Source organism: Streptomyces sp. NBC_00154, assembly GCF_026342835.1.
In the GTDB taxonomy this organism is placed as follows: domain Bacteria; phylum Actinomycetota; class Actinomycetes; order Streptomycetales; family Streptomycetaceae; genus Streptomyces.
Map to the genome: position 1 here is coordinate 896,244 of NZ_JAPEMI010000001.1, position 26,562 is coordinate 922,805.

Sequence of the window (26,562 nt, forward strand, 5' to 3'; positions counted from 1 at the left end):
CGGCGGGGCCACGCCCGTCCGGTTTCTTCACGGCAGTACGGCCATCCCGTCGAGCTCGACGAGAGCCTGTTCGTCCCAGAGCCGGGCCGCCCCGACGACCGCCATCGCCGGGTAGTCGCGGCCCGCCAACCGCCGCCAGATCCGGCCGAGTTCGGGGGCATGCGCCCGGTAGTCGGCGACATCGGTGGCATAGACGGTGACCCGGGCCAGATCGGCCGGGGAGCCACCGGCCGCGCGCAGCGCGGTGAGCAGATTGGTGAGGGCCGTCGTGAACTGTTCGGGCAGTGTGTCGCCGATGACCTTGCCGTTCCGGTCGAGGGCGGTCTGCCCGGCCAGGAAGACCAGTTGACTGCCGGTGGCCGTGACGGCGTGCGAGAAGCCTGTGGGCGGGGACAGCTCGGCGGGATTGATTCGGTGGATCGGACTCATGCGGACGACTCCTGGTTCCCGGACGGCTCCGGCTGCACGGTCGGCTGCGCCGCCGTCGCGTACAACTCCTTGGCGATGATCGTGCGCTGGACCTCGCTGGCGCCCTCGTAGATCCGTGGGGCGCGCACCTCCCGGTAGAGGTGTTCGAGCAGATGGCCGCGGCGCAGTGCGCGGGCGCCGTGCAACTGGACGGCGGCGTCGACGACGTACTGCGCCGCCTCCGTGGCGTACAGCTTCGCCATCGCAGCTCTGCGCGGTACCCCCGGCTCCCCCGCGTCGTACGCCGCCGCGGCCGCGTACACCAGGAGCCGGGCGGCCTCGGTGCGGGTGGCCATCTCGGCGACCTGGTGCGAGACGGCCTGCAGATCCTTGAGCGGGCCGCCGAACGCGGTGCGCTGCGCAGTGTGGGCCAGGGTCGCGTCGAGCGCGGCGCGAGCCATGCCGACGGCGAAGGCGCCGACGCTCGGGCGGAACAGGTTGAGGGTGTTCATGGCGACCCGGAAGCCGCGGTCGGGTTCGCCGAGTACGTCGTCGGGGGTGACCGGCACCCCGTCGAAGGTGAGCGCCCCGATGGGGTGCGGGGAGAGCATGTCGAGCGCTGTACCGGTCAGCCCCGGGCGGTCGGCGGGGACCAGGAACGCGGTGACGCCGCGGGCTCCGGCGCCGGGCGTCGTACGGGCGAAGACGGTGTAGAAGTCGGCCTCGGGGGCGTTGGAGATCCAGCACTTCTCGCCGGTCAGCCGCCAGCCGTCCGGGGCGTGCGCCGCGCTGAGGGCGAGGGCCGCCGCGTCGGAGCCGGCGCCGGGCTCGCTGAGCGCGAAGGCGGCGACCGCGCGGCCCGCGCGGACTTCGGGGAGCCAGCGTTCACGGTGGGCCGGGGTACCCGCCTGGACCAATGGGTACGAGCCGAGTCCTTGCAGGGCCAGCGTGGTCTCGGCCTCCGTGCAGCCGCGGGCCAGGGACTCGCGCAGCAGACAGAGGTCGAGGGCTCCGGAGGAGAACAGCCGGTCGAGCAGGCCCAGTTCGCCGAGGGCGGCGACAAGCGGGCGGTTGACGTGACCTGGTTCGCCCTTCTCGGCGAGGGGGCGCAACTGCTGCTCGGCCAGGGCGCGCAGCTCCTCGCACCAGGCGGTCTGTGACGGATCGAGCGAGAATGCCGACATACCGGCGCCTCTCCTGGATCGTATCGCGAAGTATTGACTACCGTCATTCAAACGATACGCTCCAAGGGCGACAAGGGGGCGATCCGTTATGGACCCGAAGACCTCAGCGCACATCGACAGCTTTGCCAGAGAGCATCTGCCACCCCAGGACCAGTGGCCGGAACTGGTCTTCGGCCTTCCCGAGCTGGACTATCCGGACCGGCTGAACTGCGCCGCCGAACTCCTCGACGCCACGGTCGCCCGTCTCGGACCCGACCGTCCCGTCTTCCGTACCCCTGACGGCCCGACGTGGAGCTACGGGGAGCTCCAGGACCGGGTGGACCGGATCGCCCATGTACTGACCTCCGATCTGGGGGTCGTCCCCGGCAACCGGGTCCTGCTGCGCGGCCCCACCACCCCCCATTTGGCCGCCTGCTGGCTCGCCGTGCTGAAGGCGGGCGCGATCGCCGTGACCGTACTGGCGCAGCAGCGATCCCAGGAGCTCGCCACCATCTGTTCGATCGCCCGGGTCAGCCATGCGCTCTGCGATGTCCGGTCGGTCGACGATCTGGTGAAGGCTCAGGTTCCGGGGCTGCGGATCACCACGTACGGAGGGGACGGGGCGGACGATCTGCTGCATCTGGCCGCACGCCGACCGGGGCCGTACCGGGCCGTGGACACCGCCGCGGACGATGTCGCGCTGATCGCGTTCACCTCGGGCACCACCGGGCGCCCCAAGGGCTGTATGCACTTCCACCGAGATCTGCTGGCCATCGCCGACACCTTCTCGCGCCACGTCCTGCGGCCGGGCCCCGAGGATGTGTTCGCGGGCAGTCCGCCGCTCGGCTTCACCTTCGGGCTCGGCGGCCTGGTGGTCTTCCCGCTGCGGGCCGGCGGCTCGGCGCTGCTGCTGGAACAGGCCGGCCCGAGGCAGCTGCTGCCCGCACTGGCCACCCACCGCGTCTCGGTCCTGTTCACCGCCCCGACCGCGTACCGCGTGATGCTCGACCATCTCGGCGAGCACGATCTGTCCGCGCTGCGCCGCTGCGTCTCGGCGGGCGAGAACCTGCCCGCGGCGACCTGGCAGTCCTGGTACGAGCGGACCGGTCTGCGCATCATCAACGGCATAGGCGCCACCGAACTGCTGCACATCTTCATCTCCGCCGCCGACGACGCGATCCGCCCCGGCACCACGGGGGTTGCCGTGCCCGGCTGGCAGGCGCGCGTGCTGGACCGGGACGGCCGCGCGGTGCCCGACGGGGAGCCGGGGCTGCTCGCCGTACGCGGCCCGACGGGATGCCGGTATCTCGCCGACGCACGCCAGACGGAGTACGTACAGCACGGCTGGAACCTCACCGGCGACACGTACACCCGCGACAGCGACGGCTACTTCCACTACGTCGCCCGCGCCGACGACATGATCATCTCCTCCGGCTACAACATCGCGGGCCCCGAGGTCGAGGACGCCCTGCTGCGCCATCCCCAGGTCGCGGAGGCCGCGGTGGTCGGCCGGCCGGACGAGCTGCGCGGCCAGGTCGTGGTGGCGTACGTGGTGCCTCGCGAGGGCGCCGCACCGTCCGCCGACGACCTGCGCACGTACATGAAGGGCGAACTGGCGCCGCACAAGTGCCCGCGCGTCATCGAGTTCCTGCCCGCTCTCCCCCGGACCGCCACGGGCAAGCTGCAGCGGTTCCGGCTGCGTGCCGAGGCGGACCGGGGCCAGGCCCTAGAGTGATCACGTGGCCGACCTGCACACCCCCCGATCCCTGATCGTCACCCTCTACGGTGCATACGGTCGCACCCCCGGCAACACACCGCTGCCGGTGGCCGAGCTGATCCGGTTGCTGAACGCCGTCGGTGTCGACGCCCCGTCGGTGCGCTCCTCCGTCTCCCGGCTGAAGCGGCGCGGGCTGCTCGTACCGGCGCGGACCGCGAGCGGCGCGGCCGGATACGCGCTGTCGCAGGACGCCCGCCAACTGCTGGACGACGGCGACCGGCGGATCTACGCACATCCGTCACCACCGCTGCGGGACGGCTGGGTGCTCGCCGTCTTCTCCGTACCGGAAGCGGAACGGCACAAGCGGCACCTGCTGCGCTCCCGGCTCTCCCGACTGGGCTTCGGCGCGGCCGCGCCGGGGGTCTGGATCGCCCCCGCCGCACTGTACGACGAGACCCGGCACACCCTGGAGCGGCTGGAACTCGCCCCGTACGTGGACCTGTTCCGTGGTGAACACCTCGGCTTCGCCGCGACGCGGGAGTCGGTGGCGCGCTGGTGGGACCTGGAAGCCATCGCCCGGCTCCACCTGGACTTCCTGGCCCGGCACGAACCGGTGCTGCGGGCCTGGGAGTCGCGCACCGGCGAACCGGACGCGGAGGCCGCCTACCGGGACTATCTGACCGCCCTGGACTCCTGGCGGCGGCTGCCGTACGCCGATCCGGGGCTGCCGGAGGAGCTGCTGCCGAAGAACTGGCCGGGGGGCAGGGCGGCGGAGGTGTTCGGGCTGTTGCACGCCCGGTTGCGGGACGTGGGGGCGGGGTTCGTCCGAGGCGGGCCGGGCGGCTCGTAAAGCGTGTGCACAGCACGGTCCCGACTGGTCATCATGGAACATGACCTGGACCTTCACTGACGACGTCGATGTGTTCCTGGACACCGCCGGTGCGTGGCTGGCGTCCCGGCCCGCCGAGAACACCCTCGTACTGACCATCACCGCGACCCTGCGCAGCAGCGGCCCGCATGCGTACGGCGGGGACGCCCCGGTGCTGGGCTGGTGGCGCGGGCCGGACGGCGAGGTCGCGGGGACCCTGGTGCAGACCCCGCCGTACCGGCCGTTGCTCGGCGTCGTCGCCCCGGAGGCGGTCGGTCCGCTGGCCGCCGCGCTCCCGCTGACCGCCGTCAACGCGGATCGGGCGACCGCCGAGGCGCTGGCCGCCGGCTGGCCCGGCCACCGGGTCGAACAGGTGCAACGGCTTTACCGGCTGGACGAGTTGGTCCCGCCCTCCCCCGCGCCGCCGGGCGGGCCCAGGTCCGCCACGGCCGCCGACCGGGCCCTGCTGGTGGCCTGGCATCGCGCGTTCGCCGCGGACGTCGACCAGCCGGACACCCACGCCGAGCGGATGGTGGACGAGCGGACGGCCTCCGGTGGTCTGACGCTCTGGGAGACCGGCGGGGTCCCGGTGTCGATGGCGGGTGTCTCCCCGCGGATTGCCGGCGCGGTGCGGGTGACGGCTGTGTACACACCGCCGGAGCACCGGGGCCACGGGTACGCGGCGGCGGTGACGGCCGAGGTCAGCCGGGCGGCGCGGGAGGCGGGCGCGCAGGAGGTGCTGCTGTTCACGGATCTCGCGAACCCGACGAGCAACGGGGTCTACCGGCGCATCGGCTACGAGGCCCTGTCCGACCGGCTGCTGATCAGCCGGGAGGCCCAGGGATGACGGGCGACGGGACACCGCTCGAACCGTTGTGGCTGATCGCCGCAAACGTGGTGCGGTGGCGCCGGTACGGGGTGGGAGGGCAGGAGCTGCGTCCGGGCACCAAGTCGTACCGGGGCGGGCGCCAAGGTGTACGTGATCGGCTCCCGCCCCGGCGACCACGAGGTGCTGACGACCGTGGGGCGCGGGCGGCACACCTGCCGCTACATCACCCTCGACATGGCGACACGTCACCTGCACACCTTCCGGGCCACGCTGGTCCACAGTCCTGCGGTGCTATGGCGCGACGCGGAGTTCCCCGTGGGCCGGGCCTGGGGCTGCCGGGAGGACGCGGAGGAGGGTGCCGCCCGGCTCGAGGCACTGGCAGCCGAGTGCCGCGCTACCCGCTGGGCCGGTGCACCCCACCCCACTCCCTGCCGCTGCCACGACTGCTTGACGGGCGGGGTGCTCACCCCAGGGTGAGCCGTGGCTTCGGTGCGTCGGTGCGGCCGGTCGGCGGTGTGCGACTGCCCGCGCGGTACGGAAGCGGCCAGGGCGCACCCGGTCCGCCGTAACCCTGGTCGGCCGCCGCGTGCAGGGTCCAGTGCGGGTCGTACAGATGCGGGCGAGCCAGGGCGCACAGGTCGGCGCGACCTGCCAGCAGCAGTGAGTTGACGTCGTCCCAGGAGGAGATCGCACCGACCGCGATGACGGGCACGACCAGGGTGTTGCGGATCCGGTCGGCGAACGGGGTCTGGTACGAGCGGCCGTATTCGGGGTCTTCGTCCGGAACGACCTGGCCGGTGGAGACGTCGATGGCGTCGGCGCCGTGCGCGACGAACGCGCGGGCGATCTCGACGGCGTCCTCGGCCGTCGTACCGCCGTCGGCCCAGTCCGTGGCGGAGATGCGGACGGTCATGGGCCGGTCCTCGGGCCACCGGGCGCGGACCGCGTCGAAGACTTCGAGGGGGAAGCGGAGCCGGTTCGACAGCGGTCCGCCGTAGATGTCGGTGCGGTGGTTGGTGAGCGGGGAGAGGAAACCGGACAGCAGATAGCCGTGGGCGCAGTGCAGTTCGAGCAGGTCGAAGTCGCAGGTGGCGGCGTGCCGGGCCGCTGCGGCGAACTGGTTGCGGATCACGTCGAGCCCGGCCCGGTCCAGCGCGTGCGGGACCTGGTTGACGCCTTCCCGGTACGGGATCGGGGAGGCGGCGGACAGCGGCCAGTTGCCCTCGTCGAGGGGCTGGTCGATGCCCTCCCACATCAGCTTGGTGGAGCCCTTGCGACCGGAGTGGCCGAGCTGGATGCCGATCGCCGTGCCGGGGGCGGAGGTGTGGACGAAGTCGGTGATCCGGGTCCAGGCGGCGGCCTGTTCGGGGGTGTAGAGGCCGGTGCACCCGGGGGTGATCCGGCCCTCGGCGCTGACGCACACCATCTCTGTCATGACGAGCCCGGCACCGCCGAGGGCGCGGGCGCCCAGGTGGACGAGGTGGAGGTCGCCGGGGACGCCGTCGACGGCCGAGTACATGTCCATCGGCGAGACGACGACGCGGTTGCGCAGTTCCAGGCCGCGCAGCCGCAACGGAGTGAACATCGGCGGGGTGCCGGGGGCGCAGCCGAACTCCTCCTCGACGGCGGCGGTGAAGCCGGCGTCGCGCAGCCGCAGGTTGTCGTGGGTGACGCGGCGGCTGCGGGTCAGCAGGTTGAAGGCGAACTGGCGGGGCGCCTGGTCGACGTACGTACCGAGCTCCTCGAACCAGCGCAGGCTCGCTGCGGCGGCACGCTGGGTGGAGGCGACGACGGGCCGCCGCTCGGTCTCGTACGCGGCGAGGGCTGCGGGCAGGTCCGGCTGCTCCTCGATACAGGCGGCGAGCGCCAGGGCGTCCTCGACGGCGAGCTTGGTGCCGGAGCCGATGGAGAAGTGGGCGGTGTGGGCGGCGTCGCCGATGAGAACCGTGTTGCCGTGCGACCAGTGGGCATTGACGACGGTACGGAAGGTGAGCCAGGAGGAGTTGTTGGAGCGCAGCGGGCGGCCGCCGAGGGCGTCGGCGAAGATCTTGCCGCAGCGTTCCGTCGATGCTGCGGTGTCCATGGCGTCGAATCCGGCCGCGCGCCAGACCTCCTCGCGCATCTCGACGATGACGGTGGAGGCACCGGCCGAGAAGGGGTAGGCGTGCAGCTGCATCACGCCGTGTTCGGTCTCGGCGATCTCGAAGCGGAAGGCGTCGAACGCGAAGTCCGCGGCGAGCCAGATGTAGCGGTTGCGGTGGGTGGTGACGGTGGGCCGGAAGGCGTCGGCGTACGTCTCACGGGTGGTGCTGTGCACCCCGTCGGCCGCGATCACCAGGTCGTGCGTCGCGGCGAGCTCGGCGACGGACGGGGCCTCCGCACGGAAGCGGAGCCGTACCCCGAGGGAGGCGCAGCGCTTGTGCAGGATCTCCAGGAGCCGGCGGCGGCCCAGCGCCGCGAAGCCGTGGCCGCCGGACGTCTGGGTCCGGCCGCGGTGGACGATGTCGATGTCGTCCCACCGTACGAATTCGGCCTGGAGGGCCCGGTAGACCACGGGGTCGGCGTGTTCGATGCCGCCGAGGGTCTCGTCGGAGAGGACGACGCCGAAGCCGAATGTGTCGTCGGGGGCGTTGCGCTCCCAGACGGTGACGGAGCGCTCGGGGTCCAGGCGCTTGAGGAGGGCCGCCGCGTACAGCCCGCCGGGGCCGCCGCCGATGACCGCGATCCGCCTCGTGTCGGATGCCATGGCGCTACCTGCCTTGCCATTTCGGCCGGCGCTTCTCCGTGAACGCGGCGTGGAACTCGGCGTAGTCGTCGCCGTGCATCAGCAGGGCCTGGGTGGCGGCGTCCATCTCCACCGCGGCAGCGAGCGGCATGTCGAGTTCGGCGGTGAGCAGCGCCTTGGTCTGGGCGAGGGCGAGGGCGGGGCCTTCCGCGAGGCGGCGGGCGAGCTCCGCGGCGCGGGCGTCGGCCTGTCCCTCCTCGGCCAGCTCGCTGATCAGCCCGATCCGCTCCGCCTCGGGGGCGCGGACCGGCTCGCCGAGCATCAGCAGCCGGGTGGCATGACCCAGGCCGACGACGCGCGGCAGCAGATAGGCCGCTCCCATGTCACCGCCGGAGAGCCCGACCCGGGTGAAGAGGAAGGCGAACCGGGCGGACGGGTCGGCGACACGGAAGTCGGCGGCCAGCGCGAGGACCGCACCGGCGCCCGCGGCGACGCCGTGCACCGCGGCGATGACGGGGAAGGGGCACTCGCGCAGCGCCCGCACGACCTGCCCGGTCATCCGGTTGAAGTCGAGCAGCTGCGCGGTGTCCATCGCGAGCGTGGCACCGATGATCTCGTCGACATCGCCGCCGGAGCAGAAGCCGCGCCCCTCACCGGCCAGCACGAGAGCGCGCACCGAGCGCTCTCGGGACAGCTCGGCAAGGAGGTCGCGCAGGTCGGCGTAGGCGCCGAAGGTGAGCGCGTTGAGCTTCTCGGGGCGGGCCAGGGTGACGGTGGCGACGCCGTCGTCCGTCGTCAGCCGCAGATGGCGCCAGTCATCGGTACGGCGGGCGGAGCTGGGAAACGGGCTCATTGAGGGTGGTCCCCTTCAGCCGTCGGGCTGCTACCTGCTCTCGAAGTTATCACTCTTACGTGACTTCCGTCACGAGTACGCGATAGGCGCTCTCGGAATATGTGGCGAACGTCCCTTTCCGGGCGGACCGCAGTCCCTTGTCTGTGTCGTTGCGCTTCGTAAGGTTGAAAGGAAGAAGTCTTGAGCTCCAGAAACTCGAGCTCCGGACAGACGAGCCTCCGGAACGGAACCCCCGCCTTGCCGCCCGATGGACCGATGCCCGCCTCCTGGCGTATCGCGCTGCCGCACTCCACGGCCGCAGTGCCGATCGCCCGCACCCTGATCCGTACGGCGCTGGCGGACATCGACACACCGGCCGACACCACCGACACGGCCGAGCTCCTCACCGCGGAACTGGTCGCCAACGCCGTGAAACACACCGGCGGCGACGAGCCCGTCGAACTGGTGGTGGAGCTTCTGGAGACCAGCTGTCAGGTGGAGGTCCACGACCGCGACCCGGCCCCGCCGGGCGACCTCTCCCGGCCCCAGCCCGGCAGCGAGCCGGACCCCTGGCAGGAGCACGGCCGTGGCCTGCTGCTGATCCGCACGCTCAGCTCGTCCTGCGGTCATCGCACGACGGAGCACGGCAAGGCCGTGTGGTTCACGCTGCCGCATCAGCACCGTCGGTAAAGGGCGCTTCTCGGCGCTCTTTACCAACGGTGCTGATCGGCGGCCGCCCCCGGTACCTCTTGGCGCCTCTCAGTCCTGATCCGCGCCGGCCAGTCGCGACCGGCTCCGGCTGTAGCCGGCGTACACCGCCGCGCCGGCCACCAGGAACACCGCGAACTGCCCCCAGGTCGCCCAGCCCGTCCCGTACATCAGATACAGGCAGAAGAGGACGCCCAGGATCGGGCTGAGCGGGTAGAGCGGCACCCGGAAGGAGCGCTTCAGCCCCGGGTTGCTGCGGCGCAACGCGATCACCGCGACATTGACCGCCACCATGATGCCGAGCGTGCCGATGGTCGTCAGATTCACCACCACGTCGAGGGACGCGAAGGCCGCCGGCACCGCGAAGACGACGGCCACGATCCAGGTGTTGGCGACAGGCGTCGCCGTCCGCGGCGAGACACGTTCGAAGACCCGCGGGACCAGGCCGTCGCGGGACATCGACATCAGGATGCGGGTCTGCCCGTACATGACCGCGAGCACGACCGACGCGATGGCCACGACCGCGCCGAACGCGATGATGCCACCACCGACGGTCGAGCCGGTGACCTGATCGACGATCAGCGAGAGCGCGGCCGGCTTGTCGGAGACGGCGTCCGCGCCGAGTGCGCCGATGGCCGTGAGGGCGACCGCGCAGTAGAGCAGGGTGGCGACCCCGATGCAGATCAGGATCGCGATCGGGATGTTCCGCCGGGGGTTCTTGACCTCTTCGCCCGCGGTGGTGATCGCGTCGAAGCCGATGTACGAGAAGAACGCCAGCGAGGCACCGGCGGTGACCCCGGCCGGGCCCTGGGTGGCGAACGGCGTGAGATTACCGGCCTCGAACGCGGTGAACGCGATGGCGCAGAAGGCGATCAGAATGCCGATCTTGAGGACCGCCATCGCGGCCGTGGCGCCCGCGCTCTCCCGGATGCCACGCACCAGCAGGGTGGCGGCCATCATGATCACCACGATGGCCGGGAGATTGATCACGCCGCCCTCGCCGGGCCCGGCGGACAGGGCGGCGGGCAGGTGCCAGCCGACGAGGCTGTTCAGCAGCTCGTTGACGTACTGGCTCCAGCCGACCGCGACCGCGGAGACCGAGACGCCGTACTCCAGCAGCAGACACCAGCCGACGAGGAACGCGATGCGCTCGCCGAGGGTGGCGTAGGCGAAGGAGTACGAGCTGCCGGAGACCGGGATCGCGCCGCCCAGCTCGGCGAAGGAGAACGCGGTGAAGATGCAGGTGATCGCGGCGAGGACGAAGGAGAGGACGACCGCGGGGCCGGCCTCGGCGACGCTGTCGGAGAGGCCGACGAAGATGCCGGTGCCGACGATCGCTCCTACACCGAAGCACACGAGCTGGAACAGCCCCATGGTGCGCTTGAGGCCGTGCCCCTCCAGGTCGGCGCCGGATTCGGCGACCAGCTGGTCGGGGCTCTTGATGCGCAGGCCGGGCCGGGGCGACAGGCTCGGCGGGCGGAGCGGACTCACGGGGCGATCTCTTCTCTGGTGAAGCAGGTGAAGCATGTGGGGGCTCGTGCGGATGGAGCGGGTGGGGGGGCTCCGGTCCTCCGGTCCTGCGTGGGGGACGGCACGAAAATGGGGCTCGAGCGTGCGAGCTCGAACCCCACCAAGTGGAACCATGGTAGCCACTTCTTCGCATGTTCACCCAATCGGGTGCATGATCATGCGATGCCGGCGCCGCCCCCGGCCCGTGCCCGGTCAGGCACCGGCCAGGGTCGCCACCAGGACGGCCTTGATCGTGTGCATCCGGTTCTCGGCCTCGTCGAAGACGACCGAGTGCGCGGACTCGAAGACCTCGTCGGTGACTTCCAGCTCGGTCAGACCGTGGCTGTCGTGGATCTCGCGGCCGACCTTGGTGCCGAGGTCGTGGAAGGCCGGGAGGCAGTGCAGGAACTTCACGTCGGCGTTGCCCGTGGCCTTCAGGACGTCCATGGTGACGGCGTACGGCGCGAGGGCCGCGATGCGCTCGTCCCAGACCTCCTTGGGCTCGCCCATGGAGACCCAGACGTCGGTGGCGACGAAGTCGGCGCCCCGGACACCCTCGGCGATGTCCTCGGTGAGAGTGACGGTCGCGCCGCTGGATTCGGCGAGCCGACGGGCCTGCGCGACGATCCCCTCGGCCGGCCAGTAGGACTCCGGGGCGACGATCCGGACGTCCATGCCCAGCAGCGCGCCCGTGACCAGGTACGAGTTGCCCATGTTGAAACGGGCGTCGCCGAGGTAGGCGAAGGCGATCCGCTCCAGCGGCTTGTCGCTGTGCTCGGTCATCGTGAGGACGTCGGCGAGCATCTGGGTCGGGTGCCAGTCGTCGGTGAGCCCGTTGAAGACGGGCACCCCGCCGTAGGCCGCCAGCTCCTCGACGGTCGCCTGACTGTCACCGCGGTACTCGATGCCGTCGAACATCCGGCCGAGCACACGGGCGGTGTCCTTCGCCGACTCCTTGTGGCCCATCTGGGAGCCCGTGGGGTCGAGATACGTCGTGGAGGCACCCTGGTCGGCGGCGGCGACCTCGAAGGCACAGCGAGTGCGGGTCGAGGTCTTCTCGAAGATCAGCGCGATGTTCCGACCGCGTAGCCGCTGCACCTCGGTGCCCGACTTCTTGGCCGCCTTGAGCTCGGCGGCCAGGTCGATCAGGCCGCGGAACTCCCCGGCCGTGAAGTCCAGCTCCTTGAGGAAGTGGCGGCCTGCGAGGTCTATCGCCATGGTGGCTGCTCCTGGGTCGGGCGAGGGTCGCGCGTACAGTTCCTGGAAGTCTATACGAGAGAACGCATCGCTATACAGTCGCCTGTCCTGCGTGTCCGTGCGGTCCACGGTGTATCCGTACGATCCCCCCGCGCTTTCCGTACGGTGCCGCGCCTCCGGCTACACGGGGTCACGGACCACCGGACAGCTCATGCAGCGGGGGCCGCCCCGGCCCCGGCCCAGTTCGCTGCCGCGGATCTCTATGACCTCGATGCCTTCTTTGCGCAGATACGTGTTGGTGGTGGCGTTGCGCTCGTAGGCGATGACGACACCCGGCTCGACTGCCAGCACATTGCAGCCGTCGTCCCACTGCTCGCGCTCCGCCGCGTGCACGTCCTGGGTGGCCGTGAGCACCCGGATCGAGGCCAGGCCGAGCGCCGCCGCGATGGCCCGGTGCATGTGCTCCGGGGGATGGTCGGTGACCTTCAGATCCCGCGGTCCGCCGCCGGGCTCGATGGTGTACGAGCGGAGCATGCCGAGCCCCGCGTACTGGGTGAACGTATCGCCGTCGATCATCGTCATCACCGTGTCGAGGTGCATGAACGCCCGGCGTTTCGGCATGTCGAGCGCCACGATCGTCCGGGCGGAACCGGCGTCGAACAGTCCGCGCGCCAGCATCTCGACCGCCTGCGGCGTGGTGCGCTCGCTCATCCCGATGAGGACGGCGCCCTGGCCGATGACCAGGACGTCGCCGCCCTCGATGGTGGACGGATAGTCGTCCTGCCCCTCCGACCAGTGATGGAAGGCCCCGGCCTCGGCGCCGGTGAAGAGGGGGTGGTGGCGGTAGATCGCCTCGAAGTGGACGGTCTCGCGCTGCCGGGCCGGCCAGCGCATCGCGTTGATGGACACCCCGTCGTAGATCCAGGCCGACGTGTCCCGGGTGAAGAGATGGTTGGGCAGCGGGCCGAGCAGGAAGTCGTCCAGGTCCATGACGTGGAACCGGACGGAGGTCGGCTCGCTGTGCCGCTCCAGGAACTCCCGCTTCGTCATCCCGCCCACCAGCGCCTCCGCCAGCTCGTCGGTGGACAGCTCCTCGAAGGCGGCGCGCAGATGTTCGGTGGCGAGCGGGCCGTACTCCTTCTCGTCGAAGACCCGGTCCAGCACCAGTCGCTTGGCCACCGGAATGTCCAGGGCCTCACGGAGCAGATCGCCGAAGAGATGCACCTCCACCCCGCGGTCGCGCAGGACGTCCGCGAAGCCGTCGTGCTCCTGCCGGGCGCGGCGCACCCACAGCACGTCGTCGAAGAGGAGCGCGTCCTTGTTGCTGGGGGTGAGCCGCTTCAGTTCGAGATCGGGGCGGTGCACTATGACGCGGCGCAGCCGCCCGGCCTCGGAGTCGACATGGAATCCCATGCCTCCATCCTCACCGCGCGGAGCGCCGTTCACCCGGCGAATCACCACCTGTTCTCTTCGTCTTCGGGATCAGAGCCGCGGGTCGACGGGCTCCGACTCCAGGGCGAGCACCGCGAACACCGCTTCGTGGACCCGCCACAGCGGCTCCCCGTCGGCGAGCCGGTCCAGCGCCTCCAGCCCCAGGGCGTACTCACGGAGCGCCAACGACCGCTTGTGGCCGAGGAACCGGGAGCGCAGCCGCTCCAGATTCTCCGGACGCGTGTACTCCGGGCCGTAGATGATCCGCAGGTACTCCCGGCCGCGCACCTTGATGCCCGGCTGGACCAGCCTGCCCTTCGCGTCCCGGACGAGCGCCCCGAGCGGTTTGACGACCATGCCTTCGCCGCCGCGGCCGGTCATCTCCAGCCACCAGTCGATACCGGCGCGGACCGATGCCTCGTCGCCGGTGTCGACGACGAGCCGCCGGGTGACCTGGAGCAGGCCGGTGGGGTCGTGCTCCACCAGCCGGTCGAGCCAGGCAAGCTGCTCGTCATGGGGTACGGAGGCCAGCGAGCGGCCCCGCACGGCGAGGATCTGGAACGGGGCGATCCGCACCCCGTCGAGGCCCTCGGTGGACCAGCAGTAGCGACGGTAGGCGTCGGTGAACGCCGCCGCGTCGGCCGTCCGGTCCTGCTGACGCGCAGCCAGGTCGGTGACGTCGACACCGCGGGCCGCCGCTGCCGCCAGCGCCGCGTTGGCCCCGGGGAGGACGGCACCGGACGCGGCGCCGACCGCCGCGTACTGCGAGCGCAACAGGCCTCCGGCCTTGAGGGACCAGGGCATCAGCTCGGCGTCGAGCAGCACCCAGTCGGTGTCCCACTCGTCCCAGAGTCCGGCGGCGGTGACAGCCGTGCGCAGCCTGCCGAGGATCACCTCGGTCAGGGCGACGTCGTCCAGGAACGGCCGTCCGGTACGGGTGTGCAGCGCCCCGGTCGGGCCCTCGACACCGAACCGCTCCCGGGCCGCTTCCGCGTCGCGGCAGACCAGGGCCACCGCGCGCGAGCCCATGTGCTTCTCCTCGCACACGACCGTGGCGACGCCGTCCGCCCGGTACTGGGCGAACGCCTCGGCCGGGTGCTCCAGGAAGCCCTCCTCCTGGGACGTGGCGGTCGGCGCCATGGTCGGCGGCAGGTAGCCGAGCAGCCGCGGGTCGACGGCGAACCGGCTCATGACTTCGAGCGCCGCCGCGGCGTTCTCCTCGCGCACCGAGATCCGGCCCAGGTACCGGGTCTCCACGATCCGGCGGCCCTGCACATCGGCGAGGTCCAGCGGGCGGCCCTCCCGGCCCCCGGGTGCCTCGGTGGTCAGCGGCTTGGCGGGCTCGTACCAGACCTTCTCGGCCGGTACGTCGACGAGTTCGCGCTCGGGCCAGCGCAGCGCGGTCATCTTCCCGCCGAAGACGGCACCGGTGTCCAGGCAGAGGGTGTTGTTGACCCAGGAGGTGCTGGGCACGGGGGTGTGGCCGTAGACCACGGCTGCGCGGCCGCGGTACTCCTCCGCCCACGGGTAGCGGACGGGCAGGCCGAACTCGTCGGTCTCACCGGTGGTGTCCCCGTACAGCGCGTGCGAACGGACCCGTCCGGACGTACGCCCGTGGTACTTCTCGGGCAGCCCGGCGTGGCAGACGACCAGCTTGCCGCCGTCCAGCACGTAGTGGCTGACGAGCCCGTCGATGAACTCCCGCACCTGCTCGCGGAAGGCCGGGTCCTTCGCGTCCTCCCGGTCGAACTGCTCGATGGTCTCGGCGAGTCCATGGGTGTGCTGGACCTTGCGGCCCTTGAGGTAGCGCCCGAGTTTGTTCTCGTGGTTCCCCGGCACGCACAGGGCGTTGCCCGCGGACACCATGGACATGACGCGGCGCAGCACACCGGGGCTGTCGGGGCCGCGGTCGACGAGGTCGCCGACGAAGACCGCCGTACGCCCTTCGGGGTGCGCGCCGTCGACGTAACCGAGCTTGCCGAGCAGGGACTCCAGCTCGGAGCTGCAGCCGTGGATGTCACCGATGATGTCGAACGGGCCGGTGAGATGACGGAGGTCGTTGTAGCGGCGCTCGAGCACCACTTCGGCGTGCTCGGCCTCCTCCTCGGTGCGCAGGATGTGCACCTTGCGGAAACCCTCGCGCTCCAGGCCGCGCAGCGAACGGCGCAGCTCGCGACGGTGGCGCTGGACGACGTGGCGGGGCATGCCGGCCCGGTCGGGGCGGGCGGCGTTGCGCGTCTGGCAGACCTCTTCGGGCAGGTCGAGCACGATCGCGATCGGCAGCACGTCGTGGCTGCGGGCCAGCTGCACCAGCTGCTTGCGGCTCTCTGCCTGGACGTTGGTGGCGTCGACGACGGTCAGCCGCCCGGCGGCGAGCCGCTTGCCCGCGATGTAGTGCAGCACGTCGAAGGCGTCGCCGCTGGCGCTCTGGTCGTTCTCGTCGTCGGCGACGAGGCCGCGGCAGAAGTCCGAGGAGATGATCTCGGTGGGCTTGAAGTGCCTGCGCGCGAAGGTGGACTTGCCGGAGCCGCTGGCTCCGACGAGAACGACGAGCGAGAGGTCGGTCACCGGCAGCGTACGGTGCGCGCCGGTGCTCTTCTCGGTGCCGGTGCCGGTGCCTGTGCCTGTGCCGGTGCCTGTGTCGTTGTCGGTCATGCTGCCTTCGCCTCCTTCTTCTTCGTGTCGTCCTCTGCGGTCCTCGTGAACACGGCCAGCTGCGTGGGCGGCCCCACCTCAGGGTCGTCGGGCCCCACCGGCACGAAGTCGACTCCGTATCCGTGCCGCTGCGCCACCTCCTGCCCCCAGGCCCGGAACTCCGCCCTGGTCCACTCGAAGCGGTGGTCGCCGTGGCGCACATGTCCGGCCGGGAGGCTCTCCCAGCGGACGTTGTACTCGACATTGGGTGTCGTCACGAGCACCGTCTGCGGCCGAGCCGAACCGAACACCGCGTACTCCAGCGCCGGCAGCCTCGGCAGGTCGAGGTGCTCGATGACCTCACTGAGCACCGCCGCGTCATAGCCGGCCAGCCGCTTGTCGGTGTACGTGAGCGAGCCCTGCCGCAGCGTGACGCGGCCGGCCTGCCGCTCCCCCATCCGGTCGAGCTTGAGGCGGCGCGAGGCGATGGTCAGAGCGCGCATCGAGACATCGACGCCGACGATCTCCGTGAAGCGCACGTCCCTCAGCAACGCCTGGACCAACTGACCCTGTCCGCAGCCCAGGTCGAGCACCCGGCTCGCCCCGGCGGCGCGCAGCGCCTCCAGGATCGCCGTGCGCCGCTGCTCGGCGAGCGGCACCGGCTTCTCCTCGGTGTCCGTCGTCTCGTCCACCGCGTTGTCGACGCTCTCCACCGCGAGGTCGTCCAGCTCGGCCAGCCGCACCAGCTCCAGCCGTTCCATCGCCTGCCGGGTCAGCCCCCAGCGCCGCGACAGATAGCGGCTGGTGATCAGCTTCTGCTCGGGGTGGTCGGCCAGCCAGCCGTCACCGGCCCGCAGCAGCTTGTCCACCTCGTCGGGCGCGACCCAGTAGTGCTTGGCGTCGTCGAGCACCGGCAGCAGCACATACAGCTGCCGCAGCGCGTCGGCGAGCCGCAACTCGCCCTCCAGCACGAGCCGTACGTACCGCGAGTCGCCCCACTCCGGGAACTGCTCGTCCAGCGGTACGGCCACGGCGTCCACGCTCGCCCAGCCGAGCGGCCCGAAGAGCTTCGAGACCAGCTCAGGCCCGCCGCGCGCCGGGAGCGCGGGCACCTCGATCCGGAGCGGCATGGGATCCGCCGCGCGCTCGGGCCGGGCCCGGCACACACCGTTCAGAGCGGACTTGAAGACAGCGCTCATCGCGACGGAGAGCAGTGAGGACGCCGCGTACGGGCGGTCGTTCACGTACTGCGCGAGCGCCGCGTCGGGGGCGCCGCCCCGGCCCTTTCCCTTGCCGCGCCGCACCAGCGCCACCGGATCCACCTCCAGCAACAGCGCGGCCGTGCAGCGCTCGGCCGATGCCTCGGGGTAGAAGACATGGGCGGTGCCGTGGGATGTGGAGAACTGCTGCGCCTTCTCGGGGTGCTTGTGCAGCAGAAAGCCGAGGTCGGTGGCGGGTCGCTCCGGCGTACCGGTCGTGCTGATTGTCAGGAACACACGTCCGAGTATGGTCCGGTGCACTCGCCCCTCACCAGGCATTTTGTTGATGTCTACGGTTCCGGTGTTCCTCCTGGCCTTCCCGCCCCTGCTGCCCCTCCTGTCTGTCCTGTCCGTCCCGTCCGTTCTGCCTCCAGGAGCTCGGCCAGTTTCGCGATCGAACCGGGGCCGACCCGGCAGCAGCCGCCGACCAGCCGGGCGCCTGCCGCCTGCCAGCCCCGCACCCGGCCCGGGTCGAAGGTGGCACCCCCGGTCCACGCCCGGCCCTGGGCGTCCCACCGCTCACCGCTGTTCGGGTACACGACGACCGGCTTCCCGGTCACCTCCGCCGCCGTCTCCACCGCACGGTCGGCATCGGCCGGATCGCAGCAGTTCACCCCCACAGCCACCACGTGCTCGTGCCCGGCGGCGAGCCCGAAGGCCGTCTCCAGCGGCTGCCCGGCCCGGGTCCGGTCCCCCGCCACGCTGTACGAGAGCCAGACGGGCAGCCCGCACCCCTCGACCGCCCGCAGCAGTGCCTCCGCCTCTTCGACGTCCGGCACCGTCTCCAGTGCCAGCGCATCGGGTCCGGCGGCGGCCAGCGCCTCGATCCGGGGCCGGTGGAAGCGCTCCAGCTCCCGGACCGAGAGGCCGTACCGCCCGCGGTACTCGCTGCCGTCCGCGAGCATCGCCCCGTACGGGCCGACCGAGGCGGCGACCCAGATCTCCCGGTCCGTCGCGCCACCGGCCCGCCGGGCCAGTTCCACGCTGCGGGCGAAGAGCTCCGCCGCTCGGTCCCGGCCGATCCCCCGCCGCGCGAGCCCCTCGAACGTCGCCTGATAGCCCGAGGTGATGAGCACCTGCGCACCCGCCCGCACATAGGCCCGGTGCGCGGCCTCGATCTGCCGGTCCTCGTCGAGCAGCAGCCGGGCCGACCACAGCTCGTCGGACAGATCGCAGCCCTGCGCCTCCAACTGGTTGGAGAGGCCTCCGTCCAGCAGGACAGTGGACTCGGCGAGCGCGGCGGTCAGCGGGCGGTCGGGTTGCACAGGTGCTCCTCTCGGCGACTCGTGTTCACCTGCTCTTGTTCACCAGTCCGGCGTCCACCTCGGTCGGGTGTCCACCTCGGTCGGGACCGGCTCAGTTCAGCTGGGACTGGACCTGCGAGGAGATCAGCTCCAGGTGCTCCAGATCGTCCAGGTCGAGGACCTGGAGGTAGATCCGGGACGACCCGATCTCGCCGTACCGGCCGATCTTGTCGACCACTTCGGCGGGCGAGCCCGCAAGTCCGTTCGCCTTCAGCTCCTCCACATCGCGGCCGATGACCGACGCACGCCGGGCCACCTCGGCGTCATCCCTGCCGACACAGACCACCAGGGCGTTGGAGTACACCAGGTCGTCCTCGCCGCGCCCGGCCGCCGTTGCGGCCTCCTTGACCCGTCCGAACTGCTTCTCGCTGTCCTCCAGCGAGGCGAACGGGATGTTGAACTCGTCCGCGTACAGCGCGGCGAGCCGCGGTGTACGCGACGCACCGTGACCGCCGATCAGAATCGGTACCTTGGCCTGGGCCGGCTTGGGCAGCGCGGGCGAGTCGGTGAGCTGGTAGTAGGTGCCGTCGTAGTTGAACTTCTCGCCGACGCCGGTCGCCCAGAGTCCGGTGACGATCGCCAGCTGCTCCTCCAGCCGGCCGAACTTCTCCTTGGGGAACGGGATGCCGTACGCCTTGTGCTCCTCCTCGAACCAGCCGGCGCCCAGGCCGAGTTCGACCCGGCCGCCGGACATCTGGTCGACCTGGGCGACCTGGATCGCGAGGACACCGGGGAGCCGGAAGGTCCCCGCGGTCATCAGCGTGCCGAGCCGGATCCGCTTGGTCTCCCGCGCCAGCCCGGCCAGGGTGATCCAGGCGTCGGTCGGGCCGGGCAGCCCGTTCCCCGCCCCCATGTGGAGGTAATGGTCGGAACGGTAGAAGGCATTGAAGCCGAGGTCCTCGGCAGCCTTGGCGACAGTGAGCAGAGTGTCGTAGCTCGCCCCTTGCTGGGGCTCCGTGAAGATTCGAAGATCCATGGATCCATCCTGCACCTCCGAACGCCGGTCGTCGCTCCTCCCACTGCGTGTGCGGCCCGGCGGCGGATCCGCGCACAGTCGGTCAGGTGCGGGCAGGTGTGCCCGTGGGGGCGGTCACGGCTGGCCCGCCGCCGAGCCTGCCGCTCCGCGGACCGCACCGCGCGGGCCGTCCCGCCCTCTCCCCTGCTCCAGATCGTGCTTCCGCTCCCGGTCCTGCTCCGCAAGGCGCCGGAGCATCCCGTGCACCCGGTCCAGCGACTCGTCCGCGGCATCGATCGCCTCTATGCACTGCCAGTAGAGACTCTCCTCGTCGGTGTCGCAGGCCACCGCGACGAGTGCCATCCCCACTTCCCCGAGCAGCGCGCCGAGACCGGTCAAAGTCGCGCGCGGATCGGCGACCTCGGAGAGCTGGGCAGCCCGTGCCACACCGGTCCGCACCACCGGATGATCCGGCGCCCCGCTGCCCCTCCCTCCGATCTCACTGAGCCCTCGCGCCTCGCCGCGCAACTCCTTCGGCCCGCTCGCCGCCAGCCGGTCGCCGATCGCCTGGGCCAGCGCCTGGGCCTGCCAGGCCTCCGCCATGATGGACGGCGTGCCCCGGCTCTGCGCCAGAGCTCGCCGACTTACCCCTATGAGCCGCTCCGCTTCCATGCATTGCCCCCGTCCGTACGAAAACCCGCTCACCTCATCCATTACCCACAGTGAGGGGAGTGGCACCGAAAGGCCAGGGGATTTCGGAAATCTGTGGACAGGAAGTCGATTGTGGATAAGTCGATTACTCCGAAGAGTGACGATCTTGGGGATCCGGCCGCTCCGGAACCGGAAAGCGCGCCTCGTTCCGGTCGATTTTCTCCGCCAGCGCCGCCAGCGCATCGATGCCCAGCACCTCGCAGAATTGCAGCAGATACGCGAGCACGTCCGCGACTTCGTCCGCCACCCGATGCGCCGTCGCGGGCTTCTCCATCACCTGCGCCGACTGCTCGGGCGTCAACCACTGGAAGATCTCGACCAGTTCGGATGCCTCGACGCTCAGCGCCGCCGCCAGGTTCTTCGGGGTGTGGTACTGCTCCCAGTCCCGTTCGGCCGCGAACGCGGCCAGCCGTCGCTGCAGTGCCTGCACGTCAAGTTCTGTCACGGTGCCAGGTCTACCACCGTCACACCGGCCGTCCCGCGGGCCTCGGAGGCGGCCGCCTCCGCGACCGTGCCCACCAGCCTGAGGTGCCCGGCGGCGCCGATCGACGCCGCCAGGGCCAGCAGCCGGCGCAGCTGACGTCCGTCCAGGTCCCGGTCGAGTCCGTCGGCCAGCACAGTGAGGGTCTGCATGGCCGACGGCACCTCCCCCGCCGCCTCCATGGCCAGCACCCCGGGGCCGGTGAGCAGCACCAGGGCCAGCGCGAGATACCTCAACTCGCCGTCGCCGAGCCGCCCGACAGGGGTGCGGTGCCCGCCGTCGCGCTCGACCAGGGCGCGCACCGTCCCGTCCGCGAGCCGCTCGACGCCGAGCCCCGTCACCGTCCCCGCGCATCCGGCACCGGCCGCCGCGACGAGGCGGGCATGCCGCTGACCGCACTGGGTGTGCGTCCGTTCCAGCACCGCCGCGAGGTTGTCGCAGCCGCGACGCAGCCGGTCCTCGCCGCTCGGCACCGGCGCCCGCATCCGCTGCGGCTGCGGTTCGCATGCGAAGACCGACCGGAGGGCCACCACCATCTGTTCGGCGGCGGCCAGGACCCGTACCTGCCCCTCGGTCGTTCCCGCGACCCGCAGCGGGAGCAGCGCGGTGCCGAGCACGTCGTCCGGCAGTGGGGCTCGGGTCACCGGAACCGCGCCTGCCGTGTGCCAGGCCGCCTGGACCGTCGAACGCCCGGGATCGCGCAGGGCGGTGGTGAGCAGGGTCTCGCCGCCGCCGGTCAGCCGTTCGCCGACGATCCGGAGGGTGGGTTCGGCCTGGACGGCGAGGTCGAGCCGGACCGGACCGGCCGGGCCGTCCGTCGTGCAGCCGATCCGGAAGCCGCGGCGGCCCTGTGCGTCGGCCCCGGCCCGTTCGGGTACGTACGCCTCCGGGTCCGGGAACACCTCGGCGAGCGGGTCGCCGGCGCCCAGCCGGGCCAGTGCCTCGTACGCCCGCAGCACGCTGGACTTGCCGCTGCCGGCGGGCCCGGCGAAGAGCGTGAGCGGCCCGATCGGGAGGACGGTGCCCCGGTGCGAGGCGAAGGCGGAGAGCCGCAGTTCGGTCACGACGGGGCCGGCGGAACGGGCACCCCGGGCGGCGGACGGTAACCCGGAACGGACATCAGGGACAGCGGGCGGCAGCGAGGTGGCCCCCGGGCGGAGTGCAGTCATGAGCGGACCGTACTCACGCCGCCGACCGGCGAACCGTTCCGCCGGGCGGACCTTCCTACGATCGGGGTACGCCCGCCGTCGCAACCCCCTCGACCTCCATGCCGACCGGCGACAGCAGAAAGACGTTCCGGTCGACCCGGTGCATTCCGCTGCCCAGTCCGAAGACCACACCGCTGGCGAAGTCCAGGATCCGCTTGGCCACATCGGTCTCGGCACCGGTCAGATCGAGCAGCACAGGGATCTGCGCGACCAGGTACTCGGCCACCTCCCGCGCGTCCGCGAAGACCTGCACCCGCAGCACGACCATGCGGCGTTGTTCGGCGGTCTCGTGGCCGTCGGGGACCGTACGGTGGTCGACCCGGGACGGCCACTCGTTGCGGCTGCGCAGCGGTACGACCTGGGCCAGCCCCTCCCACTGCTCGTCCGTGACGTCGTACCTGTCGTATCTGCTCACCGGACCACCCCGTCTGTGCATCGGTCGGCGTTGCGCCGGCTGCGCTCGCTGTTCATCGGGCAATTCTCTCGCCCCTCACCCGTTCGGCGTACCAGCGACACGGGTCAGTGGCTGATCGACACCTCCGACGGGCCCGCGGGCTCCGTGTCCGGGTTCATCTCGAGCGGGGTGAAACGGACCGGCAGATGCACCAGCGCGCGGTGGAACGGACCGGGTCGCCACATCAGTTCGCTCGCCGGAACGGCCAATTCCGCATCGCACAGCTGGCTGGTCAGCTGCTCGATCGCGGTCATCGCGATGAGCAGCGCAGGCTGCTTCGCCGGACACCGGTGCGGCCCCGCCGACCAGGCCAGATGCGCGCTGCCGCCGGAGCGCACGCCGGGGTCCGAAGTGGCGTGCTCGGACTGCGTGTTGGCCGCCGCGTAGGAGACCAGGAGCAGCTGTCCGGCACGCAGCCGGAGGCCGTGGAACTCGGTGTCGTGGCGCGGGTAGTGGGCGGCCAGATTGGCCAGCGGCGGGTCCTGCCAGAGGACCTCGTTGATGGCCTCGTGGGCCGTCATCGCGCCGCGTTGCAGTGAGCCTGCGTAGCGCGCGTCGGTGAGCATGTGCAGCAGCGCGTTGCCGATCAGATTGGTCGTCGGGTCGTGGCCCGCGCTCATCATCAGCGTGATCTGACGCACAGTCTCGTCGTTGTCGAGACCGGCCGGGTGGCCGAGGAAGTACGAGGTGAGATCGCGACGGGGCCGGGCGCGCCGGTCGGCGACGAGGCCGGTGACGACGGTGACGAGATCGGCGTACGCGGCGGCGGCGTCGTCGGCGGAGTTGAACATGCCGCCGATGCCCTCGACGATCCGTTCGCGGTCCTCGGGCGGTACGCCGAACCACGTGGTGAAGATGTGCAACGGGAGCCGTCGCGCGTACTGGGCGACGAGGTCGCCACTGCCGGAGGCGGCGAACTCCCGGATGAGCCGGCGGGCCACGCGGGCCACCTCGGCCCGCAGGACGTGCGGCTCGATCATGGCGAGGCCGTCGTTGATGGCGTCGCGGTAGCGGGCGTGCACGTCGCCGTCGCTGAAGAGTGCGGTCGGCCGGTAGCCGAGCATCGGCAGGACCGGTGAGTCGGCGGGGACGGTGGCCTGCCAGGCCCGGGGGTCCTTGGTGAAGGTGTGGGTGTCGCGCAGCAGATCGACGGCCGCCTGGTAGTCGGTGACCAGCAGGGCGTCGATACCGGCGGCTATCCGGACCGGGGCGAGCGGACCGTGCGCGCGCAGCCGCCGGTAGTGGCCGTGCGGATCGGCGGCGAAGTCCGGGCCGTACAGCGCGAGCGGCTGCGGCGGCTGTACGGAGCGCACGGAGGCGGCGGGAGGTGTCATGACGGGTCCTGAGGCTGGGGCAGGCGGGTCAGCACATGCTCGGCGAGGGCGATCAGGGCGTCGATGCTGCCGCGGCGTTCGCGGGCGTCGCACTGCAGCAGGGGGGTGTCGGGGTGGAGATCGAGGTGTTTGCGCAGCACCTCGTCCGGGTGGTCGGGCGCGTCCGGGAAGCGGTTGACGGCGACGGCGTACGGCAGTCCCTGCTCCTCGACCATGTCCATGACCGCGAAGGAGTCGCCGAGCCTGCGGGTGTCGACCAGCACGAGGGCGCCGAGGGCGCCACGCGCGATGTCCTCCCAGAGCGGGAAGAACCGTTCCTGGCCTGGGGTGCCGAACATGTAGAGCACCAGGTCGTCGGGGACGGTGAGCCGGCCGAAGTCGACGGCGACCGTGGTGGTGGTCTTGTCCGGCAGTCCCGCGGTGTCGTCGAGACGGGTGCTGGACTGGGTCATCGCCTCTTCGGTGTGGAGCGTGGGTATCTCCGACAGCGTACGGATCAGGGTCGTCTTGCCCACGCCGAAGGGACCCGTGACGACGAGCTTCATCAGGGTCTGTTCGGCATGCGGCAGATAGCCGATGCCGGTCCGGTCAGTGGAGGGAGCGGAGTCCAACGAGCAGCCTCTCGACGAGCGACCGGTCGGTCTCCCCGGCGCTGGGGATCGGCGGTCGGGTGTGCAGATGTCCGGCGGCCGCGAGGTCCGTGGCCAGGAAGACGGTGGCGCTGACCGGAAGGTCCAGGTGGGCCGCGCATTCGACGACGCTGAGGGCGCCCGGTTCGAGCAGCTCGCACAGCCTGCGCTGTTCCGAGCCCGTGTCGTCGGGCAGGGCCGAGTCGGTGCGTACGAGCACGGCAAGCCGGTCGAGTGCGGGGCCGGTGGGCCGGGTCCGGCCACCGGTGACCAGGTAGGCGGGGATCAGACGGCGTCCTGGACCCGGGGTCATGGCCGGGCGGGGGTGTCCGGTCGGCGGGCGGGTGCGTTCATCGCCCGGGTCAGCGCGGTGACCTGCACCTGCATCTGGTACGCGATGTCGCCGAGCTTGGCCCCGGGTTCCGCGAACAGGGCGAGCGTGGTGTTCTTCCCGGCCGGGACGACGATGGCGAAGCCCTGGTCGGACTCGACGACCGTCTGGGCCAGCTGCGGCGCCTCGACGTCGGTGAACGCGGTGGTGAAGGCCCGGGCCGCGGCGTGCAGGGTGGCGGTCATGGCGGCGACCCGCTCGGCGGAGGCGCGGTCCAGGCCGGGTGAGGCCCCTTCGACGAGGCCGTCGCCGGTGGCGACCACGGCGTGCTGCACTCCGGGAAGTTCCAGCAGCGGGGTCAGCACCCATGCGAGGTCACCGGTGGTGGGGGTAGGGGTGCTCACGTCTCGTCGTCTCCTTGGTCGTTCCGGTCGTTCCGGCAGTTCCGGTCGTCCTGGCCGTCTTTGTTGTCGTGGCGTTCCGCTTCCGGTGGGGCGGCGGGGGCGCTGCGGCCGCTGAGGGTGCCCTGCTGGAGTGCCGCCCACGACGCCTCGGCCTGTTCGGGGGTACGGGGCGGCGGCGGGGCCGCCGGGGTCACGGCAGCGGGCGCGGACCGTACGGGGACCGGGCGGGGTGTGCGGCGGCGCCGGGTGGGCAGTCCGTTGCGCTCCTCGGCGGCGGGTTCCGGCTGGGCGGCGGGCTCCGGCTCGGCAGCAGCGGTGGTGACGGTGTGCGCGTGCACCGCCTTCGGGGCGAGGGCGGAGAGGTTGCGGTCGTCCTCCAGCACCGTCAGGAGGTGGGCGGGGACCCGCAGGATCGTACGCATCCCACCGAACGGCGATGGCTCGATATGACAGCTGAGGCCGTACTGGACGACCAGCCGGCCGACGACGGCGAAGCCGGTCTGCGGCGGATCGCCCAGCTCGGTCAGGAGCACTTCGGAGGGGCCCGCCAGCAGGGCGCGGGCGCGTTCGAGCGCGTCGTCGTCCATACCGATGCCCGCGTCGTCGACCACCAGGAAGGCACCGCGGCCGCCGCTCTGCTGGACCGTCACCTGCACGTCGGTGTCGGGGTGCGAGTAGGCGGTGGCGTTGGCCAGCAGTTCGGCGAGGGCGATCGCCAGAGGTTCGGCGGCGCGGGCGACGACGGCGAGCCACTCGTCGCGCAGATGGTTGGCCACCTTGATGCGTTCGTAGCCGGCGACGCGGGACTGGGCGCCGAGCACGATCTCCACGAGCGGCGAGCTCTGCTGTGCCAGGCCCGGCCAGGCGTCGCAGAGCACCGCGGTGGCCTGGGTGCGGCGCAGTGCCAGTTCGTTACGGAAGTCCAGCTGCAGGATCCGCGGGTCGTCGTACTCGTGCTGGAGTTCGTGCAGCAGTTGCTGGGACTGGTTGAGCAGGGACTGGATCTTGGCGGAGGTGCCGCGCATCGCCGCGCGGGCGGCCGCGTCGACGCGTTGCCGCTCCTCCATGACCGCGGTCCGGGCTGCCTGAACCGCCTCGGTCAGCAGCCGTGCGGAGCCGCCGTCGACCTCGGCCGCCTCGCGCAGGCCGGGCACCGGCGCGCTGGGATGGGAGAGGGCGAGCGCGGCGGCGGGTATTCGCTTCTGGGCCAGCTGCCGGATCTCCTCGGTGAGGGCGGCGGTACGGGCATCGGCCGCCTTCGTCTGGCGTTCGGCCAGCTCGACGCGGGCCCACGCCACATTGGCGTCACGAGCCGCGTTCTGGGAGCGGACCACCGCCGTCACGGCAGCGACGACGGCGATCAGCGCCACGATCCATGCCATGCCGTCACCGCATTTCTGTTGTCGGGTCCGTCTCCCTGCCCGGGCGGCGGGAGATCCGGCTGTCACCCCGTGCGGCCTGCCGCCCCACG

At 71.5% G+C, this 26,562-nt stretch carries 24 protein-coding genes and 1 pseudogene; 5 read left to right on the plus strand and 20 right to left on the minus strand.

Annotated elements, in window-relative coordinates; translation table 11 throughout:
• Nucleotides 1–27 precede the first annotated feature (27 nt).
• Nucleotides 28–429: a RidA family protein gene (locus OHA03_RS03965; RefSeq protein ID WP_267000767.1), complete on the minus strand. Its 402-nt coding sequence runs from the start codon at nt 427–429 to the stop codon at nt 28–30.
• Complete coding sequence (locus tag OHA03_RS03970) at nt 426–1,592, minus strand: acyl-CoA dehydrogenase family protein (protein WP_267000769.1); 1,167 nt, start codon at nt 1,590–1,592, stop codon at nt 426–428. Before OHA03_RS03970 ends, OHA03_RS03965 begins: the two co-directional genes overlap by 4 nt.
• Before the next feature lie 88 nt (nt 1,593–1,680).
• On the opposite strand from OHA03_RS03970, the gene OHA03_RS03975 reads away from it, so the two are divergent.
• The 4 genes and pseudogenes from OHA03_RS03975 (at nt 1,681) to OHA03_RS03990 (ending at nt 5,462) form a co-directional block, all read left to right on the plus strand.
• Nucleotides 1,681–3,306: an AMP-binding protein gene (locus OHA03_RS03975; RefSeq protein ID WP_267000771.1), complete on the plus strand. Its 1,626-nt coding sequence runs from the start codon at nt 1,681–1,683 to the stop codon at nt 3,304–3,306.
• Nucleotides 3,307–3,310: 4 nt separating this feature from the next.
• Nucleotides 3,311–4,138 carry a PaaX family transcriptional regulator C-terminal domain-containing protein gene (locus OHA03_RS03980; protein WP_267000773.1) on the plus strand — a complete coding sequence of 276 codons (828 nt, stop codon included), beginning with the start codon at nt 3,311–3,313 and terminating at the stop codon, nt 4,136–4,138.
• 40 nt (nt 4,139–4,178) lie between these two features.
• Nucleotides 4,179–5,003: a GNAT family N-acetyltransferase gene (locus tag OHA03_RS03985; protein ID WP_267000775.1), complete on the plus strand. Its 825-nt coding sequence runs from the start codon at nt 4,179–4,181 to the stop codon at nt 5,001–5,003.
• A pseudogene (locus OHA03_RS03990) lies at nt 5,000–5,462 on the plus strand (hypothetical protein). The gene OHA03_RS03985 and the pseudogene OHA03_RS03990 overlap by 4 nt, the downstream one beginning before the upstream one ends.
• Here OHA03_RS03990 and OHA03_RS03995 read toward each other — a convergent pair.
• Complete coding sequence (locus OHA03_RS03995) at nt 5,449–7,731, minus strand: bifunctional salicylyl-CoA 5-hydroxylase/oxidoreductase (protein WP_267000777.1); 2,283 nt, start codon at nt 7,729–7,731, stop codon at nt 5,449–5,451. The pseudogene OHA03_RS03990 and the gene OHA03_RS03995 sit on opposite strands and share 14 nt — an antisense overlap.
• A 4-nt stretch (nt 7,732–7,735) precedes the next feature.
• Nucleotides 7,736–8,563, minus strand: coding sequence for an enoyl-CoA hydratase family protein (locus OHA03_RS04000; RefSeq protein ID WP_267000779.1), 828 nt, complete (start codon nt 8,561–8,563; stop codon nt 7,736–7,738).
• A gap of 237 nt (nt 8,564–8,800) precedes the next feature.
• On the opposite strand from OHA03_RS04000, the gene OHA03_RS04005 reads away from it, so the two are divergent.
• A complete protein-coding gene (locus OHA03_RS04005; RefSeq protein WP_267000781.1) occupies nt 8,801–9,232 on the plus strand; it encodes an ATP-binding protein in 432 nt (143 codons plus the stop codon).
• A 69-nt stretch (nt 9,233–9,301) separates the two neighbouring features.
• Here the strand turns inward: OHA03_RS04005 and OHA03_RS04010 are convergent, their stop codons facing one another.
• The 16 genes from OHA03_RS04010 to OHA03_RS04085 all read right to left on the minus strand — a co-directional run bounded on the left by OHA03_RS04010 (nt 9,302) and on the right by OHA03_RS04085 (nt 26,473).
• Entirely contained in the window at nt 9,302–10,741 is a 1,440-nt protein-coding gene (locus tag OHA03_RS04010; protein ID WP_267000783.1) for an amino acid permease, read from the minus strand.
• Between the two features lie 231 nt (nt 10,742–10,972).
• Nucleotides 10,973–11,977, minus strand: a complete 1,005-nt coding sequence (argF, locus tag OHA03_RS04015) for an ornithine carbamoyltransferase (RefSeq protein ID WP_267000785.1) — start codon at nt 11,975–11,977, stop codon at nt 10,973–10,975.
• Between the two features lie 159 nt (nt 11,978–12,136).
• Complete coding sequence (locus tag OHA03_RS04020; RefSeq protein WP_267000787.1) at nt 12,137–13,369, minus strand: arginine deiminase; 1,233 nt, start codon at nt 13,367–13,369, stop codon at nt 12,137–12,139.
• Between the two features lie 69 nt (nt 13,370–13,438).
• On the minus strand, nt 13,439–16,042 hold the full coding sequence (locus tag OHA03_RS04025) for a polynucleotide kinase-phosphatase (protein WP_267000789.1): 2,604 nt from the start codon (nt 16,040–16,042) through the stop codon (nt 13,439–13,441).
• Nucleotides 16,039–17,517: a 3' terminal RNA ribose 2'-O-methyltransferase Hen1 gene (locus OHA03_RS04030; protein ID WP_267000791.1), complete on the minus strand. Its 1,479-nt coding sequence runs from the start codon at nt 17,515–17,517 to the stop codon at nt 16,039–16,041. The genes OHA03_RS04025 and OHA03_RS04030 overlap by 4 nt, the downstream gene beginning before the upstream one ends.
• A gap of 53 nt (nt 17,518–17,570) precedes the next feature.
• Nucleotides 17,571–18,545 (minus strand): homocysteine S-methyltransferase, encoded by a 975-nt coding sequence (gene mmuM / locus OHA03_RS04035; protein ID WP_267000793.1) that lies wholly within the window; start codon nt 18,543–18,545, stop codon nt 17,571–17,573.
• Between the two features lie 91 nt (nt 18,546–18,636).
• Nucleotides 18,637–19,560 carry an LLM class F420-dependent oxidoreductase gene (locus OHA03_RS04040; protein ID WP_267000795.1) on the minus strand — a complete coding sequence of 308 codons (924 nt, stop codon included), beginning with the start codon at nt 19,558–19,560 and terminating at the stop codon, nt 18,637–18,639.
• A 114-nt stretch (nt 19,561–19,674) separates the two neighbouring features.
• The gene (locus OHA03_RS04045; RefSeq protein ID WP_267000797.1) at nt 19,675–20,211 is read right to left on the minus strand and encodes a DUF6099 family protein; all 537 of its coding nucleotides are present in this window, start codon (nt 20,209–20,211) and stop codon (nt 19,675–19,677) included.
• 124 nt (nt 20,212–20,335) lie between these two features.
• Nucleotides 20,336–20,695: a nucleotide pyrophosphohydrolase gene (locus OHA03_RS04050; protein WP_267000799.1), complete on the minus strand. Its 360-nt coding sequence runs from the start codon at nt 20,693–20,695 to the stop codon at nt 20,336–20,338.
• A complete protein-coding gene (locus OHA03_RS04055) occupies nt 20,692–21,900 on the minus strand; it encodes an AAA family ATPase (RefSeq protein ID WP_267000801.1) in 1,209 nt (402 codons plus the stop codon). Before OHA03_RS04055 ends, OHA03_RS04050 begins: the two co-directional genes overlap by 4 nt.
• Before the next feature lie 55 nt (nt 21,901–21,955).
• Entirely contained in the window at nt 21,956–22,354 is a 399-nt protein-coding gene (locus OHA03_RS04060; RefSeq protein ID WP_267000803.1) for a cell division protein SepF, read from the minus strand.
• A gap of 104 nt (nt 22,355–22,458) precedes the next feature.
• Nucleotides 22,459–23,727, minus strand: coding sequence for a cytochrome P450 (locus OHA03_RS04065; RefSeq protein ID WP_267000805.1), 1,269 nt, complete (start codon nt 23,725–23,727; stop codon nt 22,459–22,461).
• Complete coding sequence (locus OHA03_RS04070; protein WP_267000807.1) at nt 23,724–24,338, minus strand: ATP/GTP-binding protein; 615 nt, start codon at nt 24,336–24,338, stop codon at nt 23,724–23,726. The genes OHA03_RS04065 and OHA03_RS04070 overlap by 4 nt, the downstream gene beginning before the upstream one ends.
• Complete coding sequence (locus OHA03_RS04075) at nt 24,316–24,669, minus strand: DUF742 domain-containing protein (RefSeq protein ID WP_030979254.1); 354 nt, start codon at nt 24,667–24,669, stop codon at nt 24,316–24,318. The genes OHA03_RS04070 and OHA03_RS04075 overlap by 23 nt, the downstream gene beginning before the upstream one ends.
• Nucleotides 24,666–25,091 (minus strand): roadblock/LC7 domain-containing protein, encoded by a 426-nt coding sequence (locus OHA03_RS04080; RefSeq protein WP_267000815.1) that lies wholly within the window; start codon nt 25,089–25,091, stop codon nt 24,666–24,668. The genes OHA03_RS04075 and OHA03_RS04080 overlap by 4 nt, the downstream gene beginning before the upstream one ends.
• A complete protein-coding gene (locus tag OHA03_RS04085) occupies nt 25,088–26,473 on the minus strand; it encodes an ATP-binding protein (protein WP_267000817.1) in 1,386 nt (461 codons plus the stop codon). The genes OHA03_RS04080 and OHA03_RS04085 overlap by 4 nt, the downstream gene beginning before the upstream one ends.
• Between the last annotated feature and the right edge of the window lie 89 nt (nt 26,474–26,562).